Source organism: Streptomyces sp. NPDC057137 (assembly GCF_042670825.1).
Lineage (GTDB): Bacteria > Actinomycetota > Actinomycetes > Streptomycetales > Streptomycetaceae > Streptomyces.
Genome location: NZ_JBHUUW010000001.1, coordinates 124,046 through 142,585 on the forward strand (window position 1 = coordinate 124,046; position 18,540 = coordinate 142,585).

The 18,540-nt window shown below is 71.4% G+C and carries 18 protein-coding genes, 1 pseudogene and 2 riboswitches; of the genes and pseudogenes, 7 read left to right on the forward strand and 12 right to left on the reverse strand.

The genetic code is table 11. The annotated features are described in order from the left end of the window. Positions 1-58 precede the first annotated feature (58 nt). Positions 59-204: riboswitch (cobalamin riboswitch) on the reverse strand. Positions 205-296: 92 nt separating this feature from the next. After that, a riboswitch (cobalamin riboswitch) is annotated at positions 297-440 on the forward strand. Between the two features lie 130 nt (positions 441-570). Together ACFT9I_RS00465 and ACFT9I_RS00470 are read left to right on the forward strand one after the other, a co-directional pair. After that, a complete protein-coding gene (locus tag ACFT9I_RS00465; protein WP_382558859.1) occupies positions 571-1,983 on the forward strand; it encodes a hypothetical protein in 1,413 nt (470 codons plus the stop codon). A gap of 105 nt (positions 1,984-2,088) precedes the next feature. Next, positions 2,089-2,826, forward strand: a complete 738-nt coding sequence (locus ACFT9I_RS00470) for a DJ-1/PfpI family protein (protein WP_382558861.1) — start codon at positions 2,089-2,091, stop codon at positions 2,824-2,826. 53 nt (positions 2,827-2,879) lie between these two features. Here the strand turns inward: ACFT9I_RS00470 and ACFT9I_RS00475 are convergent, their stop codons facing one another. Further along, positions 2,880-3,839, reverse strand: coding sequence for a LysR family transcriptional regulator (locus tag ACFT9I_RS00475; RefSeq protein WP_382558863.1), 960 nt, complete (start codon positions 3,837-3,839; stop codon positions 2,880-2,882). An 84-nt stretch (positions 3,840-3,923) separates the two neighbouring features. On the opposite strand from ACFT9I_RS00475, the gene ACFT9I_RS00480 reads away from it, so the two are divergent. Continuing rightward, the gene (locus tag ACFT9I_RS00480; protein ID WP_382558865.1) at positions 3,924-4,703 is read left to right on the forward strand and encodes a sulfite exporter TauE/SafE family protein; all 780 of its coding nucleotides are present in this window, start codon (positions 3,924-3,926) and stop codon (positions 4,701-4,703) included. Position 4,704: 1 nt separating this feature from the next. Further along, entirely contained in the window at positions 4,705-5,175 is a 471-nt protein-coding gene (locus tag ACFT9I_RS00485) for a hypothetical protein (RefSeq protein ID WP_382558867.1), read from the forward strand. A 229-nt stretch (positions 5,176-5,404) separates the two neighbouring features. On the opposite strand, the gene ACFT9I_RS00490 is transcribed toward ACFT9I_RS00485, so the two are convergent. Beyond that, entirely contained in the window at positions 5,405-6,076 is a 672-nt protein-coding gene (locus ACFT9I_RS00490) for a TetR/AcrR family transcriptional regulator (protein ID WP_382558869.1), read from the reverse strand. An 88-nt stretch (positions 6,077-6,164) separates the two neighbouring features. Between ACFT9I_RS00490 and ACFT9I_RS00495 the strand changes: the two genes are divergently transcribed. Further along, positions 6,165-7,316 carry an FAD-dependent oxidoreductase gene (locus ACFT9I_RS00495; protein WP_382559590.1) on the forward strand — a complete coding sequence of 384 codons (1,152 nt, stop codon included), beginning with the start codon at positions 6,165-6,167 and terminating at the stop codon, positions 7,314-7,316. On the opposite strand, the gene ACFT9I_RS00500 is transcribed toward ACFT9I_RS00495, so the two are convergent. The 3 genes from ACFT9I_RS00500 to ACFT9I_RS00510 form a co-directional block, all read right to left on the reverse strand. Beyond that, entirely contained in the window at positions 7,313-8,461 is a 1,149-nt protein-coding gene (locus ACFT9I_RS00500; protein WP_382558871.1) for an SGNH/GDSL hydrolase family protein, read from the reverse strand. The genes ACFT9I_RS00495 and ACFT9I_RS00500 overlap by 4 nt on opposite strands. A gap of 105 nt (positions 8,462-8,566) precedes the next feature. Further along, positions 8,567-9,199 (reverse strand): hypothetical protein, encoded by a 633-nt coding sequence (locus ACFT9I_RS00505; RefSeq protein ID WP_382558873.1) that lies wholly within the window; start codon positions 9,197-9,199, stop codon positions 8,567-8,569. 161 nt (positions 9,200-9,360) lie between these two features. Continuing rightward, positions 9,361-10,686: an MFS transporter gene (locus ACFT9I_RS00510; RefSeq protein WP_382558875.1), complete on the reverse strand. Its 1,326-nt coding sequence runs from the start codon at positions 10,684-10,686 to the stop codon at positions 9,361-9,363. A gap of 217 nt (positions 10,687-10,903) precedes the next feature. On the opposite strand from ACFT9I_RS00510, the gene ACFT9I_RS00515 reads away from it, so the two are divergent. Then, positions 10,904-11,455 carry a TetR family transcriptional regulator gene (locus tag ACFT9I_RS00515; protein WP_382558877.1) on the forward strand — a complete coding sequence of 184 codons (552 nt, stop codon included), beginning with the start codon at positions 10,904-10,906 and terminating at the stop codon, positions 11,453-11,455. A 54-nt stretch (positions 11,456-11,509) separates the two neighbouring features. Here ACFT9I_RS00515 and ACFT9I_RS00520 read toward each other — a convergent pair whose 3' ends face one another. After that, the gene (locus tag ACFT9I_RS00520) at positions 11,510-12,361 is read right to left on the reverse strand and encodes an oxidoreductase (RefSeq protein WP_382558879.1); all 852 of its coding nucleotides are present in this window, start codon (positions 12,359-12,361) and stop codon (positions 11,510-11,512) included. Positions 12,362-12,461: 100 nt separating this feature from the next. Here ACFT9I_RS00520 and ACFT9I_RS00525 point away from each other — a divergent pair, with 100 nt between their 5' ends. Beyond that, on the forward strand, positions 12,462-13,070 hold the full coding sequence (locus tag ACFT9I_RS00525) for a TetR family transcriptional regulator (RefSeq protein WP_382558881.1): 609 nt from the start codon (positions 12,462-12,464) through the stop codon (positions 13,068-13,070). A 16-nt stretch (positions 13,071-13,086) separates the two neighbouring features. Here ACFT9I_RS00525 and ACFT9I_RS00530 read toward each other — a convergent pair. The 6 genes and pseudogenes from ACFT9I_RS00530 to ACFT9I_RS00555 form a co-directional block, all read right to left on the reverse strand. Continuing rightward, positions 13,087-13,281 (reverse strand): annotated as a pseudogene (locus ACFT9I_RS00530) (carboxymuconolactone decarboxylase family protein); the annotation flags it as partial. A 100-nt stretch (positions 13,282-13,381) separates the two neighbouring features. Further along, positions 13,382-14,584 carry a glycerate kinase gene (locus ACFT9I_RS00535; RefSeq protein ID WP_382558883.1) on the reverse strand — a complete coding sequence of 401 codons (1,203 nt, stop codon included), beginning with the start codon at positions 14,582-14,584 and terminating at the stop codon, positions 13,382-13,384. Beyond that, positions 14,581-16,014 (reverse strand): SLC13 family permease, encoded by a 1,434-nt coding sequence (locus ACFT9I_RS00540; RefSeq protein ID WP_382558884.1) that lies wholly within the window; start codon positions 16,012-16,014, stop codon positions 14,581-14,583. Before ACFT9I_RS00540 ends, ACFT9I_RS00535 begins: the two co-directional genes overlap by 4 nt. Positions 16,015-16,136: 122 nt before the next feature. Beyond that, a complete protein-coding gene (locus ACFT9I_RS00545; RefSeq protein WP_023536688.1) occupies positions 16,137-16,796 on the reverse strand; it encodes a response regulator transcription factor in 660 nt (219 codons plus the stop codon). Then, entirely contained in the window at positions 16,793-18,235 is a 1,443-nt protein-coding gene (locus tag ACFT9I_RS00550; RefSeq protein WP_382558886.1) for an ATP-binding protein, read from the reverse strand. Before ACFT9I_RS00550 ends, ACFT9I_RS00545 begins: the two co-directional genes overlap by 4 nt. Further along, the gene (locus tag ACFT9I_RS00555) at positions 18,207-18,539 is read right to left on the reverse strand and encodes a small hydrophilic protein (RefSeq protein WP_382558888.1); all 333 of its coding nucleotides are present in this window, start codon (positions 18,537-18,539) and stop codon (positions 18,207-18,209) included. Before ACFT9I_RS00555 ends, ACFT9I_RS00550 begins: the two co-directional genes overlap by 29 nt. Between the last annotated feature and the right edge of the window lies 1 nt (position 18,540).

Below are 18,540 nucleotides of genomic sequence, written 5' to 3' on the forward strand. Positions count from 1 at the left end.
GGCCCACGGCTGACGCCGGGGAAGCCGTCCGAACCACGCCGTAGTCCGCGACGGCGTCTTTCGCTGAATATCTCCCACCCAGGTAATCCGGCTCGCCCGTCAAGGAGTTGACGGGCCTACGGTTGCGGGTCAGCGCCGGATTTCGACCGGCTTCCCCTGGGTGTCGAGCGACTAATCAGGCGAAGTGGAACACGCGTTCACACAGAGCGTCAAGGTGGGGTACGTCTCCCCCAGGCACCGCGTCCAGGGCTGTTCGGCGCCGTCCACGCCCGGCCAAGGCCCGCCGGATCAGGCGCTCTTGGCGGACCGACGGCGCTCCGGTAGCCTCCCCGACTGCCGAGTGGGGGAACCCGGTGAGACTCCGGGGCTGACGCGCAGCGGTATGACACGGCTGGAGGCCGTGCCGAGCCCGAATGCCCAGCGGCAGAGCAGCACAGGAAGCCGTACCACGCGATTGGACGGCGGCCCGTTCGTCGTTCTCCCGTCACGGCACCGCCCGGTTCCCGCCCGGCGCGGCCCTGCTCGGAGGCGTACGCCTGGCCGGCGTCCCCCTCATCCCAGGAGCAGGCCATGTCGTACCGTCCGCCGTCCTCCCGCCGCGTCGCGCTCGCGGTGCCCGCCGCGCTCGGCGCCTTCGCGCTCACCGTGCTCCCCGCGTTCGCCACGACGACACCGGCCCAGATAGCCACCTCGAAGACCAACGGGGTCAGCTATCTCAGATCCCTGCAGGGCGCCGACGGCTCCTACGCCGGGAGCGGGCTCTCCAACGAATGGGCCTTCAGCGCGCTGGCCGCCGCCGGCACGGCCGCCGTGGACGTCACACCCGGCGGCGACGCCACCAAGAACGCCCGTACGGTCTACCGCAACCACCTCGCCGCGACGGGCTGGCCCGGCGGCGCCCCCGTCGTGACGGACTACGAGCGGGGGATCCTCAACGCGTACGCCGCGGGCATCGACCCGGCCCGGATCTCCGCGGGCCGCAATCTGATCGCCGACACCTACGCGTACTGGCAGAACGCCGAGCCCGGCTACTTCGGCCCCTCCGCCAACTACAACGGCACCGTCTTCGCCGCGCTCGCGCTCGCCGGCGCCAGGACGCAGGCCGGGGCACAGCGGGTCCCGCAGAAGCTGCTCGACGCGGCGGTCACCCGGGTCCGCGCCAATCAGCACAACGACGGCGGCTGGAACTACAGCAAGGCGGAGGGCGATCCCACGGCGCTCGCCGGACCGAGCGACATCGACATGACCGGCGCGTCCATGGCCGCGCTGTGCGTGTCCGGCGTGCCCGCCACCGACCCGGACGTCGTCCAGGCGAAGGCGTTCCTCAAGAGCAAACTCATCAACACCACGGGCGCGTTCAACGCGATGTGGGGTCCCAACACCGACTCCAACGGCTGGGCCGTCTCCGGCCTCAACGCCTGCGGCATCAACCCCCAGACCGGCGACTTCCTGACCTCCGCCGGCAAGACGCCCGTGGACTTCCTCATCGCCCAGCAGTTCAACCCGGGCGGCGGCTTCAAGTACCTGCCGAGCGACACGAGTCCGTCCGCGTACGCGTCGATCGACGGTCTGCGCGCCGTCGCGGGCGCCGGCTTCACCGCCGCGCCTCCGGTCCCGACCACGACAGGCGCGCCGCGCTGGGTCGCCACCGGCACGTTCACGGCGGGTACGGCGACCAGCCTTGCCGTGACCGTCGACGACGGCACGTCGCTGAAGGTCTGCTCGGTCGCCCTCACCCCGGCCGGCACGACGACCACCCTCGGTGCGGTGCTGAACGCCGCGGCGAGCGCCGCGACCCCGTCGGGCTGTGTCACCGGTGTCACGCCGACTACCGGGACGGGCACGATCACGGCTCTCAACGGCAAGGCGAACGCGGGCAGTTCGTCGTGGAAGCTGAGCATCGACGGTGGCGCGGCCACCACGGCGACACGCGGCGCCACGATCAACGCCGGAGACACGATCTCTCTGCGCTACGGCAGCTGAACCCTCGTCGTTCCCGGCCGGGTCCGGCGGTGTCGGGCCTGGCCGGGAACTGGATACGTACGCCGGCCGACATGTGAACAGGAAGGCAATCTACGGAGGTTGGTCATGGAACGGCGTACGTTCTTGCGTGCTTCGACACTGTCCGTCGGCGCGGCGGCCGGGGGTGTGTCGGCGGCGTCGGCCGCATCGGCGGCATCCGCGGCATCTGAGGGCTCCACGGCATCCGCGGTTTCGGCGGCGAATCCGCTTCGTGTGCAGGTGTTGATGTTCGACGGCGTGGAGGAGCAGGACTTCATCGCCCCGGTGGAAGTGCTGGGGCTCGCCGGGCGGATGAGTGGCGGGGCACTGACGACGACGATGGTCACGACCGGGCGGCCGTCCACGGTCACCTGTACCTACGGCACCAAGGTCGAGGTGGCCAAGGGCTGGTCACCGCACGAGGCGGATGTGCTCGTGGTCCCCGGCGGCGGCTATACCGCCAAGGACGGGCCGGGTGTGAACAGGCTCATCGCCGACCAGGGATTCCTGCGCCGGCTGGCCGCGTCCGAGGCGCTGCCCGTGGGAATCTGTACGGGCGTCATGGTGCTGTCGGCCGCGGGTCTCACCAAGGGGCGCAACGCCACCACCCACGCGGGCGCGAAGGCGGATCTGGCCGCCCAGGGCACGACGGTGATCGACGCGCGGGTGGTCGACGACGGCGACCTCGTCACCGGCGGCGGCATCACCTCCGGGCTGGAGGTCTCGCTCTGGCTGGTGGAGCGGTTCGTGGGCGCGCAGCTCACCCAGCGGGTGGAGACGGTGCTGGAGTACGAGCGACGCGGCACGGTGTGGCGCCGTAACTGACCGGCCGGGCACGGCGGTTGGGTCGGTTGCGGCGGTTACGTCGGCGGAGACGGTCAAGCCTGGCCGTCGGGGTGTTCCCTGCCGGAGGCCGGCTCGGAGAACGCCGCGCGGCGCAGGTGTTCCGCGAGCGCGGCTGTGGCTTCAGCTGTGGCAGTGGCTTTGGCCGTCGACGAGGTCCGGGCGGCCTTCGCGCCCCAGGCCAGCAGATGGAGACGGCGCGCCCACGGGTCCTCCAGTTCGCACACGTCGAGCGGGAGGTGGGGGTCGACCGTACGACGCGGTACGACGGCGAGTCCGACCCCGGCGGCGGCGAGGGCGACGAGGACGTTGAGGCCGGCGACGGTGGTGCGGTAGCGCACCACCGGGGCGTGCGGGCCGAGGTTCTTCTCGATCCAGCGTCGTAGCGAGGAGTCGGCGTCGAGCCCGACGAGAGGGTGCTCGGCGACCTCGCTGTACGTCAGCCCGGTCCGCCCGGCGAGAATCCCGCCGGCCTGACCGATCACGACAAGCGAGTCGTCGCCGAGGGGTTCCATGTCGAGGCCGCAGTCTCGGGCCTCCTCGTCGTCGATGACGATCCCCAGGTCGGCCTCGCCGTCGGTCAGCGTCCGCACGGTCTGCGGGGTGCGGCTCTCGGAGACCCGGACGTCGACGTCCGGGTGCGCGCGGAGGAACGAGACCAGGGCCTGCTGCACGAATCCCTGGATGGCCGAGCCACCGCCCAACAGGGTCAGTGGAGCGGTCGGGGACCGCGTGTAGCTCGCCACGGCGCTTTCCAGCCGGGCCGTCTGGGCGAGGACGTCGCGCGCGTGGCGGGCCAGTGTCGTACCCGCCGGGGTGGGTCGCACGCCCCGGCGACCGCGGATCAGCAGCGCGACACCGGCGTTGTGCTCCAGCGCGCGCACCCGCGCGCTGGCCGACGGCAGGCTCAGGTGCACCCGGCGGGCACCTCCCGTGATCGATCCCTCCGCCAGGATGTCGAGAAAGAGCCGCAGGTCGTCCAAGTCGTAGCGCATCTGTCCCAGCCTATGGCACAGCCTTAGGCTGGGTACAGAAATGACGCATTGTGCGCCCACCGGACGCGGGGTGATGCTCGGCGGGTGCCCGACATTGTGCTCGTCCTGCTGGCCGGTGCCGTCGCCGGAACGATGAACGCCATCGGTGGCGGGGGGACGTTCGTGGCGCTGCCCGCCCTGGTCGCGGCCGGCCTGTCCCCGGTGGCGGCGAACGCGTCGTCGACCGTCGCCCTCGCACCCGGGGCCGTGGCCAGCGCGTGGGTCTACCGACGTGAACTCGCCCCGGTCGGCGAGACGTCCGCGTCGGCGCTCACGTCGATCAGCGTGCTCGGCGGTGCGCTCGGTGCCGGTCTGCTGCTGGTCCTGCCGAGCGCGTCGTTCGGCGCCGCGGTGCCGTGGCTGCTCGCGTTCGCCACACTGGTCCTCGCTTTCGGCCGTCGCGTCTCCCGTGCGCTGAGCGCGGCGACGGGCCGCTCGGGCGAGGTCGGCATGAGCTCGCGGGCCGTCCTGGTCGCGCAGTTCGTCCTCGCCGTGTACGGAGGATACTTCGGCGGCGCCATAGGCATCATGCTGCTGGCGGTGTGGAGCATCGGCCTCGGTCTCGACACCGCGGCGAGCAACCCGATGCGGATCGCCCAGGTCTCGGCCGTCAACCTCAGCGCGACCGCGCTGTTCCTCGTCGCCTCGGACGCGCTGCGCACTCCGCTCGTGCTCACGGCCATGCTGGCCGGCGGGGTGGCCGGCGGCTTCGCCGGCGCCCACCTCGCGCGCCGTCTCCCCGCCCGGCTGCTGCGCGGCACCATCCTGACCATCGCCGTCACCATGACCGTCCTCTATTTCCTACGCGGCACGAAGGCGGGCTGACATGGCCGAAGGCCACACGGAAACGCCGTACACGGATACGGACACGTACACGTCCATGGCGCGAGCGAGGCTGGAGATGGCCTTCGCCGCGTACGAGCTGACCGAACTCGCGCGCTCGGCCGTCCCGATCGGCGAGCACGAGCTGAATCCCGGCTCCGCCGTTCGTCCGGCGGGCTCCCCACCGGCCGACGCCGCCCAAGTCCTCGCGGCCGCACGTCGGTTCTACGAGGCCGCGGCCACGTTCGAGCGCTTCCGGACGGACCCGCTCTCCGCCGAGGAGAACGCCTCCAGCGGGGCGAATTCCTCCACCGAGGCGTGCGGCGAGGCGAGTTGGTGGCGTTCCTACCTGACCGTCGCGCCGCTCGAAGCGGCGCGCGACCTCGACGAATGGGTGCTGCGCCACCGGGACGGGGACCCGGATCTCGGCACCGCGCCGGTGTCCGGCGGCCTGGTCCGCCGGACCGGCGGGTGAGTCAACGGGCTTGCTCCCGAGCGGCGTTCATCCGCCGTGCCCCACCTGGCGGCACGGTTCAGGCCGGCGGCCGCCACCTCCACCGGGACCTCGTGGTGGCCGGCGTCCGGTGGCGGGACCTCGGCCACCACCCGCCTGCGGCTTGGGCCTTCGGTGACGAGTGCGCGCACGAGCGATCATCGCAGTACGGCCCCGCCGACCCCGGTCACGCGGTGGGGCCCGCCGCCGCCTATCGGACGGTTCGGATGCCGGCCAGTATGAGGTCGATGCCCGCGAGGAACTGCTCGCGGTCGTCGTGCTCGGGCAGTTGCGCCGCCACCTCACGCACGTACGGGTACTCCGCGGGGTCGAGTTGCGCCCACCGCTCGGCGACGGCCCCGAGGAAAGCCGAGCGATCCGTCCCGCCCGCCACGAGACGGGCGTTCGCGGCGTTCTGTCCGGCGACGCCGAGGACGTAGTTCACGAGCACGAATCCGGCGTCGAACCGCGCGCGCTCGGGAACGCCGAGCGCCTCCAGCCGGCCGCCGATGCCTTCGAAGATCTGCACATTCGCGGACTGCCACGGCTCACGGGAGAGCTGGGTACCCACCCAGGGGTGCGCGTCGATCGCGTCGAACACCCCGAGGGCGACGGCACGGATCGCTTCCCGCGGCTCCGCACCACCGACCACGTCGGCCATGACTCGGGCGATGAGGTCGTTCGTGGCCGCCGCGAGCAGCTCGTTCTTGTTGGCGACGTGCCAGTAGATCGCCCCGGCCCCGGTGGCCAGGCGCGCCGTGAGCGCGCGGAAGGTCAGAGCGCTCTCACCCTCGGTGTCCAGGATCTCGATCGCCGCCTCGACGATCCGCTCCTTCGAGAGCGCGTCCGTGCGCCGCTCGGTCCGCTGCTTCCTGGTCGCCATGGATCCATGTTGACATATCTGGAACAGCGTTCCAACATGGATTCATGGAACACCATTCCAAGCAGGCCCCGAAAGGAACATGATCATGATGAAGACACCGGTCACCATCGTCGGCGCGGGCCTCGGCGGCCTCGCCCTCGCACGCGTCCTCCACGTCCACGGCATCCCCGCGACGGTCTACGAGGCGGACCCCTCGGCCGAGACCCGTACACAGGGCGGCCAGCTCGACATCCACCCGCACGACGGGCAGGCCGCGCTCGAAGCGGCCGGCCTCACCGACGAGTTCCGCGCGATCATCCACGAGGGCGGCGCGGCATCGCGCGCGCTCGACCAGCACGGGAAGGTACTGCTCGACGAACCGGACGACGCCGACGACATACGGCCCGAGGTACTCCGTGGAGACCTGCGGCGCATCCTCATCGACTCCCTGCCCGCCGGGACGATCCGGTGGGGGAAGAAGCTCACCGCCGTCGCCGCGCTCGGCGACGGCCGGCACGAACTGACGTTCGCGGACGGATCCACCGTAAGCGCCGAACTCCTCGTCGGCGCGGACGGCGCCTGGTCGAAGGTCCGGCCGCTGCTCTCCGACGCCAAGCCCGAGTACATCGGCACGACGTTCATCGAGACCTACCTGTACGACGCCGACGAACGGCACTCCGCGACGGCCGAAGCGGTCGGCGGCGGCGCGATGTACGCGCTCACCCCGGGAAAGGGGATCGTCGCCCACCGCGAGGCGGGGAACATCCTGCACACGTACGTCGAGCTGAACCGCTCCGCCGAGTGGATCGCCGCCATCGACTTCACCGACGCCACCGCCGCGGCCGCTCGCGTCGCGGCCGAGTTCGACGGGTGGGCGCCGGAGCTGACCGCGCTGATCACCGACGGTGAAACCGCTCCGGTCCCCCGTCTGATCCACGCGCTCCCGGACGGACACCGATGGGACCGCGTGCCCGGGGTGACGCTCCTCGGTGACGCCGGGCACCTGATGCCGCCGTCCGGGGACGGCGCGAACCTGGCGATGTTCGACGGCGCCGAACTCGGCGAGGCCATCGCCGCGCACCCCGACGACATCGAAGCGGCGCTCACCGCCTACGAAGAGGCGCTGTTCCCGCGCAGCGCGTCGGCCGCCGTGGACGCGCGAGAGATCCTGGACCTCTGCCTCGGCGACCGCGCACCGTTCGGGCTCATCGATTTCATGACCGGCGCCCCGCAGCACGACACCGGCACGAGCCGGACCTAGGCATCACCCCACGACCGCGCGGACACGATGTCCGCGAACCTGGCGCCCATGCGGAGATAGGCGGCGGCCGTCGGATGCAGGCCGTCGTGCAGATCGGCCGTCTCGTCGGCCCTCAGCAGTTCACGCCCGTCGAGATGGCTGAGCGCGGGATCCGTCCTGCGCCGTTCCGCCACGAGGTCGCGCAGGTTCTCGCGGACCGTCGTGAGCGTGAGCGCGCCGAGCGGGATCTGGTCGGTGCTCCCGCTCGCCCGGGGGCGGCCGGTCTCCGGGTCCGTCACGGTCGGGCCGGGGGTGTCTTCCAGGGTCGGGGACGGGATCGGTGAGATCACCATGACGGGGGTGTCCGGGTGGCCTTCGCGGATGGTGTTGAGGAAACCGTGCACGGCGGGCAGGAAGGTGCGCAGGCGCATGGTGGCCTGCTCGGTGATGTTGGCGCCGATCTTGAGGCTGATGAGATCGGCGGGCATGTCCCGGATGGTGCGTGCCACGAACGGGTCGAGCATCGCGTTGCCGGCGAAGCCGAAGTTCGTCAGCTGAAGCCCGAGGGCCGTCGCGGCGACGGAAGGCCAGGTGCCGGTGGGGCCTTCGGCTTCGAGGCAGTGACTGATCGACGAGCCGTGGTGAACCCAGCGCGGGCGGGTGTCCGGGGCCGGCGTACGCAGCTCCGCGTCCGCCCGGAGCGAGATGAGGTCGCAGGCGACCGACTGGGGCAGCCAGATCTCCACCTGCTTGTCCCCGGCGTCGAGACCCGAGAAGCGAACCGTCTCCGCCTCGCCCGGAACGATTTCGGTGTCGTTCCGCACGGAGACGATGTGCAGCAGGTCGCCGCCGGTCAGGCTTTCGCGGCGCACCAGGCTGCCGTCGACGACCAGGTCGACCGCAGCCGGCAGCGGGCCGCTGCCGGGCACCACCACCCGCGTGGTGTGCAGGGTCAGTTCGAGCACGGTGGCCTGTGTACGGAGGACGAGCCGTACGCCCGCGGTCGCCTGCACGACCACGTCGACGAAGGGGTGCGGCAGTTGCGCCCGTGTCCAGGCGGGCAGCCGGCGCGGCCGGAGCCCCCGCTCGTTCTCCTGAAGATCCAGCGCGCCGTCGACGCGGACCTGGGCACTGGGGAAGGTGGTTCCGTGAAGCAGATCGGTCATCTCGTGCCGCCTTTCGATTCGTATCGGTGGGTCGGTGATCACCTCGGTGATCATCCGCCGACCGCTCGCCGACCACTCGCCGATCACCTGCTGATCACCCGTCGGTCAGTGCCGGTACGCGGCGTGGCGCAGCTCGGCGGGGTCGAAGCCGTCGGGCAGCCCCCGCACGGTGATACGGGCCGACTCTCCGTCCCGCAGATCCAGATAGTTCCGGCTGAACGTCACGCCGGGTGCGGGCGCCAGGACCCGTGCCAGGTACGCGTAACCGTGGGCGGTCAGGGTCAGTTCCGCCGAGCCGTCCTCGACCGGTCCCGTACGCAGCTCGGTGCGGCTGTCCTGGAGCGGCAGCTCCTTGAGGGCGGCGAAGAACAGCCTGTTGGGCTCGGTCCGGCCCGACGCCTCGCCGACCCAGGCGAACCGGTCCGGTCCGGGCTCGTACGTCTCCGGCGCCGCCGACCAGACCGGCCGGGAGCTTCCCGGGTCGGCGACGACGCGCACCCGCTCGTCGAGGATCCGGCCGTCGGCGAAGGCCGCCACCTCCACGCGCAGGTCGAGGGAGACCGCCGTACGACCGCTGTTGGTCACCCAGAGTTCGAGCCGGCCGTCGTCGTGCCGTACGAAGCTGGTCAGCACGGTCCGGTAGGCGCGCTGGGTGAAGTAGTAGCCGGCCTTGGCGATCAGGTCGTGGTCGACGACCGACCAGGAGAGGCCGGGCCAGGGGTCGTTGAGCTGCCACACCAGCGTGCCCGAGCAGTGCGGCTGACGCCGGCGGTAGTGCTCGATACGAGCTGGAAGTGACCCAGGGGCTGAACCGTGTGGCCGGGACGCCGGGGGTGCGAGGCAGGGGCTTCATCGGCAGCGTGCATGGAACGGTGACTCCTTGCTGTATGACAACGTTATCAACGGACACGGCGGATCATGAGAACGCAGCCGCCACCCACCAGTGCGAGAACGAACGTGGCGGCGAACAGGGTGCGATAGCCGGCCACCGTCACCAGACCGGCGGCCAGCAGCGGACCGAGCACCAGCGGCGCGGTGTTGGCGATGCTCAGGAATCCCAGGTCCTTGGCCTCGGAGCCGCCGTGCGGCAGCACCTCGACCATCAGCGCCTGGTCGACCGAGAGGTACGTGCCGTATCCGACGCCCGCGATCAGATAGAACGCGATCATGGTCGGTATGGACGGGGCGATCAGCGCGGGCACCGCGGCGACCCCTACCAGCACGGACGCGACCACGACGAGAGGCTTGCGCCTCCCGATGCGGTCCGACAGCACGCCCGCCGAGGCGGACGCGACCAGGGCGCCGGCGCCGAGCAGCGCCGTACCGAGTGCGATCACCTCGCTCGCGCGCTCGGTGCTCAGGCCGAGGAAGTCCGTGAACAGATAGAGCTGGTAGAAGGCGACGGTGAAAATCGCGAGGATCACGCAGAACCGTCCCGCGAAGGCCCATAGGAAGTCCGCGTCCCTCGGCGGCAGCAGGGACCTCAACAGCGCCCGGGGCGCGACGCGTTCGCGCGGCTCGTCGGCGTTGGACGCGTCCCTGGCCAGGAAGAAGACCAGCAGCGCGGCCACCACCATCGTCCAGGGCACCAGCTGGATCCCGGCCGTCGGGTCGTCGACGGACTTCGAGGCGACGACTCCGCCGAGCGTGGTGCCGATGAGATAGCCGACCCCGCCCAGGGCCGACGCCTTGCCCAGCGAGACTTTCGCGACGCGGTCGGGCAGCAGCGCGTGCAGCGCGCTGAGCATCGCGTTCAACCCCGCCTGGTAGACGGCGAAGCAGAGCACCTGGAGTGCGAACACGGGCGTCAGCCCGGCCGCCGCCAGCCCCCCGGCGGAGACGAGCGCCCCGCCCAGAATCCACGGATTGCGCCGTCCGAAACGACTGCGTGTGCGATCCGACAGCGCGCCCGCCACGACGGTGCCGAGCACGGCCGCACCGGCGCCCACCGCTGTCAGCACGGCGTACGAGGCGACCTTGGAGTCGGGGCGCTCGTCGGCGAGCAGTGCCTGCAGCAGAGTGCCGGCCGCCGCGGAGGGCAGCGCCCACGCGATGTGGCTCGTCAGCAGCAGCGGTCCGAGCCGCCCCAGGCGTTCCCGTCTCTCGGCCCTCGGCGGGTCGTGCGCCGGCCCATGCGGGTCGTCCGCCGGCTCGCGACCGGTGGCGGCCGGGGGTTCCGGCGGCGCGGGCACGTCCGCGTCCGGCATGTACTGATGGCTGCCCATCACGAACCTCCTTCGGCCCCGGGGTCTCGTGTCCCGCTTTCACAGTAAACGTGAAAACCGAGTGACACTAGGGTTTCACCTCTGTTGCGTTCCCGTGCCCTTCGACCGTCGGCGGATCGGCGTTTCCGCGTTTCGACGGATCGACGGATCGACGGATCGACGGATCGACGGATCGGCCGGTGGGAGGAGAGCCCGCGCGGGACGGTAGGTTCGGACCATGGGCAGCAACGCACGGCGGGGGCCGTACTCGAAGGGGATCGCGCGGCGTGCGGAGATCCTCAAGGTCGCGCTCGACGCCTACCAGACCTCGGGCCGGCAGGGACCGTCACTGAAGTCGATCGCGGCGGCCGTCGGACTCGCCGAGGCGAGCGTCCTGCACTACTTCGACAGCAAGGACGAACTGCTCGTCGCCGTGCTGGAGGCCCGCGACAGCGAGTACATCGACCAGTACGACCTCAGCACGCTCGACGGCGTCTGGGCGCTCCTCGCGCACACCACACAGACCCCGGGCCTGGTGAAGCTCTTCGTCGACATGACCGCCGCGGCGGCGAGCCCGGAGCATCCGGCCCATGCCTTCATGCGCCGGCGCGCCCAGGTCATCGTCGCCCTCCTCGAACAGATCCTCGGCCCGGGGCACGAGTGGCAGGCGCGGGTCCTGCTCGCGGCGGCCGAGGGGCTTCAAGTGCAGTGGCTGCGTGACCCGTCCGTCGACATCGTCGCCGACCTGAAGCGCCTTCAGGCCGCGCTCGCCCTCGCCGAAGGCGTGTGACCGGCGCGGCGGGCAGGCCGCGACGGCCCCCGCGCGCCGCACGCACGGGGGCCGTCAGGCCGCCGCCTCCCCGGTGGGGAAGTCGGCGGAGCGGCTGACCTCGGCCCACCGTGCGGCTTCGGCGGCGCGCTCCCGTGAGGCCTTGTCGGCGTACGCGACCGCGTCGGAGCCCAGCAGGAGCCGTAGCGGGGGCTCGGGGTTGTTGACGATGTCGATCAGGACGCGGGCCGCGCGGGCGGGGTCGCCCTTCTCGGTGCCCTCGTTCTCACGGCGGTAGGCGTTCATCTTTCCGACGGTCTGCTCGTAGTCGGGGCCGACGTCGTGGAGGGTCATGGACGAGCCGCCCCAGTCGGTCCGGAAGGCGCCCGGCTCGACGATGGTGACCTTGATGCCGAGCGGTCCGACCTCGGTGTTCAGCACCTGGGAGAAACCCTCGACGGCGAACTTGGCGGTCTGGTACGCGCCCATGCCCGCGGTCCCGCCCACGCGTCCCCCGATCGAGGAGAACTGGAGGAAGTGACCGGCGCGCCGGGCCCGCATGTGCGGCAGCGCCGCGCGGGTGACGTTGACGACGCCGAAGAGGTTGGTCTCGATCTGCGACCGGAAGTCCGCCGGGTCCATGTCCTCGATGGACGCCGAGTTGGCGTAGCCGGCGTTGTTGGCGACCACGTCGAGCGAGCCGAACGCCTCCACCGCGGTGGCGACCGCGGCGCGGGCGGCGTCCGGATCGGTGACGTCGAGGGCGACGGTACGGACGCGGTCGCCGTACGCGTCGGCGAGCCCCGCGAGCTGCTCGGGCCGGCGGGCGGTGGCGACGACGTTGTCGCCCGCCTCCAGGGCCGCCTTGGCCAGTTCGTACCCGAAGCCGCGGGAGCTGCCGGTGATCAGCCAGTTGTGGCGTTGCATGATGCGCTCCTTATTACCTACGTACTAGTTGGTAGGTAACTCCAGCGTGCATCGTCCGGCCCCGGTTGGCAACCTACTAGTTGGTAGGTACGCTGGGCCCATGCCCCGCAATCCGGACGCGACACGAGCCCGCATCATGAAGGCGGCGACCGACGAGTTCGCCACGTACGGGATCGCGGGAGCGCGCATGGACCGCGTCGCCGAGCGGGCCGCCAGCAGCAAGGAGCGCATCTACACGTACTTCGGGAACAAGGACCAGCTCTTCGACGCCGTCTTCAGCAACTACGTCGAGGACTCCCTTGCCGAGGTCGACTTCGACGCCCACGATCTCCCGGCCTACGCGGGCCGCATGTTCGACCACTTCGCCGACGTCCCCGAGCGGCTGCGGCTGTCGACCTGGTACCGCCTGGAACGCCCCGAGGGCACCCACCTCCGGACCTTGATCGACACCAACGACGTCCGGGTCCAGCGCATCGCGGCCGCGCAGGACGACGGATCGGTCCCGTCCCACTTCACCGCCGTGCAGCTGCTGGCGTTCATCCAGGCCCTCTCGACGTCCTGGGCGACGATGAACCCGGAGTTCTCGGCCCTGGCCGCGTCGATCAGCCGCCAGGAGCGCCGCCGCACGGTCGTCGACGCGGTCGCGCGCGTCGTCGGCGTCGCTGCCGCCCCCGACCCGGACGGCGACGGTGGCGACGGCGGCGGCTGACAGCGCCTGACCGGCCCTACGCGAACTGGCCGGGGCGGTAGTCGCCCGCAGGCTGCCGGACGATGACGTTCACGCGGTTGAACGCGTTGATGAGGGCGATCATGGACACCAGGACGGCCAACTGCTCCTCGTCGTAGTGCTTGGTCGCGGTCGCCCAGACCTCGTCCGGCACACCGCCGGTGGCGGCCGCGATTCGGGTGCCCTGTTCCGTATGAGCTCCTCCCTCGTAGTCGCCGGGTACACCACCCGGGTACACCGCACTGACGGGTCAACTGAGCGGAATGTGACGGCCCCGGCGGATCTCCCTCTCGTCATGCCGCCCGGACCGCCAGCCGGGTGCCCAACTCCAGGATTCGCAGGGCGCGTTCCGTGGCGTCGGCCAGGATCTCACTGCTCCCCTCGATCGCTTCGGGCAGCGACATCGGCGCCGGCAGGATCGCGCTGTACGCGTCGACGCCGATCGCCCGCACCAGATGCGCGCCCGGCCCGATGGTGCCCGCGAGCACGAACACCGGCACTCCGGCCGCATGGGCCCTGCTCGCCACCTCGGCGGGGATCTTGCCGCGTACGGTCTGGTGGTCCAGCGCCCCTTCGGCCGTGATCACCAGATCGGCGCGGGCCAGTCTGGCGTCCAGGTCGAGCCGGTCGAGCAGGACTTCGAAGCGGGGCAGGAGCCGCGCCCCCAGCGCGGCCAGTCCGGCCCCGAGCCCGCCGGAGGCACCGGTGCCGGGGGCCGTCCGCAGATCGATCGCGGGCGGCAGATCCCGGGTGAGGATCGCCGCCCAGCGCTCCAGGGCCGCCGACAGCACCTCCACATCGGCCGGACCCGCTCCCTTCTGCGGCCCGAATACGCGCGCCACACCGAGCGCGCCGCACAGGACGTTGAAGGGGTTGCAGGCCACGAGCAGTTCGGTGCCGGCGAGGCGCGGGTCGAGTCCCGACGTGTCAATACGGTCCAGTTCCGCGAGCGCGGCGCCGCCCGGCGGAAGTTCGCGGCCGTGGTGGTCCGTCAGCCCGGCGCCCAGCGCCTGGAGCGCTCCGGCGCCGCCGTCCGACGTGCCGGAGTCCCCGCAGCCGACGAGCACCCGCCGCGCTCCCAGGTCGAGGGCGGCGCGGATCAGTTCACCCACGCCGTACGTGGTGGTGGTCCCCGGATCACGCCGGTCGGCCGGTACGAGGGAGAGACCGGCGACCGCGGCCATCTCCACGACGGCGGTGACGGGGGTGACGGGACCGGAGCCGGCATCGGCGACAGGGCCGTCCTCGCCGAGCAGGGCGAAGTGCGTGCTCACCGGAAGCCCGACCGGGCCCGTCGCGGTGCACGTCACCAGTCGGCCGCCACCCGCCAGGGCCAGCGCCTCCGCCGTACCCTCTCCCCCGTCCACCAGCGGGATCAGATCGATGTCGGCGTCGGGGATCACCCGCCGGACGCCCTCGGCGATGGACTCGGCCACCTGAGCCGCGGAAAGGGACTCCTTGAACCCGCTGGGGGCGATGACGATGCGGTAGCTCATGGCTGGGTCTCCAGGTGGACGGGCACGCCGAGCAACGGCCAGACGGCGAGGGCGAAGAGCAGCACGAGGGCCGCGGTGAGGGGCGCGAGCACGGCCGAGAGCCGCAGGAGATCGCGCGGGGTGTACGTGGGGGTGCCGGGCAGATCGGCGAAGAGCGCGACCGGCTTGGCTGAGGCGGGGAGCGTGTGGCAGAAACCGGCGGCGGCGGTCGACGCGAACGCGGCGGCGACCGGATTGACACCGGCGGCCAGCGCCGCGGCGACCACCAGCGGGACCAGGACGGAGGAGCGGGCGGAGCGGGACTGGAGCGCCAGATGCGCCGCCGTACTGATCACGATCACACCGGCGAGGAACATCCACGGCGGCATCGACGCGCCACCCGGCACCCAGCCCACCAGCCAGTCGGCCGCGCCCGATTCGGAGAGCGCGATGCCCATCGCCATGGTGGCGGCCATGAAGAGGAGCAGCGGCCAGGGCACTGTCCGCAGGCCGTCCTTGAGGCCCACCGTGCCCAGGGCCGGCGAGGCGGCTACAACGGCGCCGATGAGGGCGACCACCGCGGGCGACACGCCGTGCAGCGGTTCACTGCACCACAGCACGACCACCGTCCCCAGCAGCAGCAGGCACCGCGCCTCCGGCGGGGTGAGCGGCCCTTGCACCGGAGCGTCGGAGTGCTCCTGGATCTGCGCCGTGGTGATCCGCACGGGCCCCGTCCGGTCGGCCCGGCGGGTCGTCGTCAGAAGCACCAGCTCGGCGGCCAGATGGGAGGAGACCACGGCGAGCGGCAGCCCGAGGATCAGCCAGGTGACGAAGCCCAGTTCCTCCCCTGTCTGCTCCCACAGCACGCCGACGGTGATCAGATGGGCGCCCGCGCCGATCAGGGTGGCGACGGCGGAGAGCAGGATCACCGTCGGGAAGAGGAGCGCGAGCATCACCACCAGCCGCTTCCGGTCGGCGAGCGCCTTGGCGAGGGCCAGGAAGACCGGCAGGGCGAGGGCGGCGCGGCCGGAGGTCGCCGGCACGGCGAAGGCCGTGACGACCAGCCCGGCCGTGGTCAGATGCACCAACTGCCGTACGGTGCCCGCCCCGCCGACCAGCCAGGCGGCGGCACGGCCCGCGAGTCCGGTCTTGCTGACGGCGGCGGCCAGGACGAAGGCGCATATCAGCAGCCACACCGTCTCGTCGCCGAGGGTCGCGAAGAGTGTCTCGCTGCTGATCACCCCGGTCGCGGTGAGCGCGAGTCCGGCGCCGAGCGCCACGTAGGTGTCGTCCACCGAGGTGGCGATCCAGGTGTACGTGGCGAGGATGAAGACGACGAGCGTGAACCGCGCGTCGCCGCCGAGGCGGAGGAAATCGCCGGGCAGGGCGAGCAGGACGCAGAGGCCGAGAACGGCGGCGAGGCAGCCGGTCTGCCGGAGAGAAAGAGGCACGACGATCAGCCTGGGGGCGGGCCGTGAGGTCCGAATGAGGCTTGGGTGAAAGCCGCTTCATGTACGCGACGGTGCCGACGCCCCGGCGGGAGACTCCAAGTACCCCGGCCCACGGGCCGCGTTCACGGCATCCGGTAGCCCATCCCCCGTATCGTCTCCAGCCGCTCGGCGCCCAACTTCCGCCGCAGCGCCCGGACATAGACGTCCACGATGTTGGAGCCGGGGTCGAAGTCGTAGCCCCACACATGGGAGAGGATCTGCTCGCGCGACAGCACCTGGCCGGGGTGGCGCAGGAACATCTCCAGCAGCACGAACTCACGCGCCGTCAGATCCACGGTCCGCTCGTCGGCCCGTGCGCGCCGGGTCCTCAGGTCGAGGCTGAGGCTGCCGCTGCGCAGCATGGTGACTTCCGGCGCCCGCGCCGCCGTACGCAACCGGAGCCGTACCCTCGCCAGCAGTTCCTCGAAGCGGAACGGCTTGGTCATCCAGTCGTCGGCGCCGCCTTCGAGTCCGGCCACGGTGTCGCGTACGGAGTCCCTGGCCGTCAGCACGATGACGGGCAGCGTGACGCGCGCCTCGCGCATCTCCCGCAGGACGGTGAAGCCGTCCCGCCCCGGCAGGCCGATGTCGAGGAGCACCAGGTCGAAGCCGCCGGACACGGCGTGGTGCAGTGCGGAGTCGCCGTCGTCGGCGACGACGGTGGTGAAGCCGTTGGCGCGGAGGCCCTTCTCCACGAAGGAGGCGATCCGTTCCTCGTCCTCGGCGATCAGAATTCGGTTCATGAGCCCGTCTCCAGAATGAGTACGAAGGTGGCGCCGCCGCCGTCGGTACGGCGCAGTTCGACCCGGCCGTGGTGGCCTTCCGCGATGGCCTTGACGATGGCCAGTCCGAGTCCGGCGCCGCTGGTGCGGGCGCCCCGGCGGGCCGTGCCGCGCCGGAACCTCTCGAAGATCACCTCGGCGTCCTGCGGTGGGATCCCGGGTCCGTTGTCGGCGACGTACAGCTCGATCCGCTCGCCGTGCGCCTGCGAGCCGATCCGTATGCGCTGGCCCGGCACCGTGTGCTGGACGGCGTTCTGGGCGAGTTGGACCATCGCCTGGGTGATCCGCTGCGGGTCCAGCGGTGCCTCGCGGTCGGCGACCGTGTCCAGCAGCCACTCCCGCTCGCCGAGCGTGCGGGCCTTGACGAAGACGTCGGCGGTCAGCTCGGCGAGCTGGACCGGTTCGGGGCGGACGAAGTCGGGCCGCTCCGCTCGGGCGAGCAGGAGCAGGTCCTCGACGATGCGGCTCATCCGGTCGAGTTCGTCCGTGACGAGACGTATCGTCTCCTCCCGGTCGGCGGGATCGTCGCCCATCAGTTCCAGGTGCCCGCGCACGATGGTGATGGGTGTGCGCAGCTCGTGACCCGCGTCGTCCACGAACACCCGTTGCGCGGCGAACGCCTGCTCCAGTCGGTCGAGCATGCCGTTGAAGGTCTCGGCGAGCGCCGCGATGTCGTCCCGCCCCTCGACGGGGATACGCCGGGTGAGATCCCGCTCGGTCAGCTCGGCGGCGGTCTTCCGTACGAGGCGGACGGGCGCCAGGATGTGGCCGGCGACGGCCCAGCCGATACCGCTCGCCAGGACGAGCGCCATGCCCGACAGGGCCAGCAGTGTCCAGAACGTCTTGTCGGCGACGGCCCGTTCGCGGTCCGCGTGGAAGGCGACGATCAGGGCGCCGGGAGGCTCGTCACCGAGCGGCCGGATGGTGACCTTGGCCCAGCGCAGCTCCCCCTGCGAACGGTGCAGTGTGCCGGAGGAGCCCTTGGCCGCGAGGATCCGCTTCAGCGACGTGTCGTCCTGCCACAGGGCGATGTGGTCGGGGATGTCGCGGCGCTGCCGGACGATGTCCGACCGGGTCGCGGAGGAGCGGGGCAGGCCCAGCAACTCCTCGTCCCGGTCGGCGTACTGCCGTTGCAGAAAGGTCTGGAGCAGCTTGCGCGAGTCGCCGAAACTCCGGCCGGTGTCCGGGTCCACGCCCTGGACCACGAAGTTCGCGAACTCGCCCGTCTCCTGGGACAGCAACTGGCTGATGCGGTGTTCCACGTCCCGGTGGAGGATCGAGCGCACCGTGACGGCCACGGCCCCCAGGGCCACCGTCATCACCACCAACAGCCACAGCAGGATCCGCACCCGGGCGGAGACCCTCGGAACGTCAACCGTCATCACCGAAGTCGTCGTCATCGTCGTCACCGTTGCCGGCCGACGGCCCCGGAACGACGTCGTCGTCGGATGTCCCGCCCGGCGAAGCGGTGGATGGACCCGTGGGCGAACCGGTGGGTGAGCCCGTGGGCGAAGACCCAGGCCCGGTGCTCCGCCGGTCGTCCGGTGTGCCGCTGGGCGTGCCACTCGGCGTGTTGGAGAGCTGTACGCCGGGGGGCACCTTGGGCGCGTCGGGACTGTCGGTCATAGCGTAGCTGGTCGCGGCGATGCCGAGCGGGATGGCGACGACGGCCGCCAGGGCCGCCAGACGAGGTGAGAAGGCCATG

Coding starts and splice junctions, on each gene's coding strand:
- ACFT9I_RS00465 (WP_382558859.1), top strand. CDS start 571: ATGTCGTACCGTCCGCCGTCCTCCCGCCGCGTCGCGCTCGCGGTGCCC.
- ACFT9I_RS00470 (WP_382558861.1), top strand. CDS start 2,089: ATGGAACGGCGTACGTTCTTGCGTGCTTCGACACTGTCCGTCGGCGCG.
- ACFT9I_RS00475 (WP_382558863.1), bottom strand. CDS start 3,839: ATGCGCTACGACTTGGACGACCTGCGGCTCTTTCTCGACATCCTGGCG.
- ACFT9I_RS00485 (WP_382558867.1), top strand. CDS start 4,705: ATGGCCGAAGGCCACACGGAAACGCCGTACACGGATACGGACACGTAC.
- ACFT9I_RS00490 (WP_382558869.1), bottom strand. CDS start 6,076: ATGGCGACCAGGAAGCAGCGGACCGAGCGGCGCACGGACGCGCTCTCG.
- ACFT9I_RS00495 (WP_382559590.1), top strand. CDS start 6,165: ATGAAGACACCGGTCACCATCGTCGGCGCGGGCCTCGGCGGCCTCGCC.
- ACFT9I_RS00500 (WP_382558871.1), bottom strand. CDS start 8,461: ATGACCGATCTGCTTCACGGAACCACCTTCCCCAGTGCCCAGGTCCGC.
- ACFT9I_RS00510 (WP_382558875.1), bottom strand. CDS start 10,686: ATGGGCAGCCATCAGTACATGCCGGACGCGGACGTGCCCGCGCCGCCG.
- ACFT9I_RS00515 (WP_382558877.1), top strand. CDS start 10,904: ATGGGCAGCAACGCACGGCGGGGGCCGTACTCGAAGGGGATCGCGCGG.
- ACFT9I_RS00520 (WP_382558879.1), bottom strand. CDS start 12,361: ATGCAACGCCACAACTGGCTGATCACCGGCAGCTCCCGCGGCTTCGGG.
- ACFT9I_RS00525 (WP_382558881.1), top strand. CDS start 12,462: ATGCCCCGCAATCCGGACGCGACACGAGCCCGCATCATGAAGGCGGCG.
- ACFT9I_RS00535 (WP_382558883.1), bottom strand. CDS start 14,584: ATGAGCTACCGCATCGTCATCGCCCCCAGCGGGTTCAAGGAGTCCCTT.
- ACFT9I_RS00545 (WP_023536688.1), bottom strand. CDS start 16,796: ATGAACCGAATTCTGATCGCCGAGGACGAGGAACGGATCGCCTCCTTC.
- ACFT9I_RS00550 (WP_382558886.1), bottom strand. CDS start 18,235: ATGACGACGACTTCGGTGATGACGGTTGACGTTCCGAGGGTCTCCGCC.
- ACFT9I_RS00555 (WP_382558888.1), bottom strand. CDS start 18,539: ATGGCCTTCTCACCTCGTCTGGCGGCCCTGGCGGCCGTCGTCGCCATC.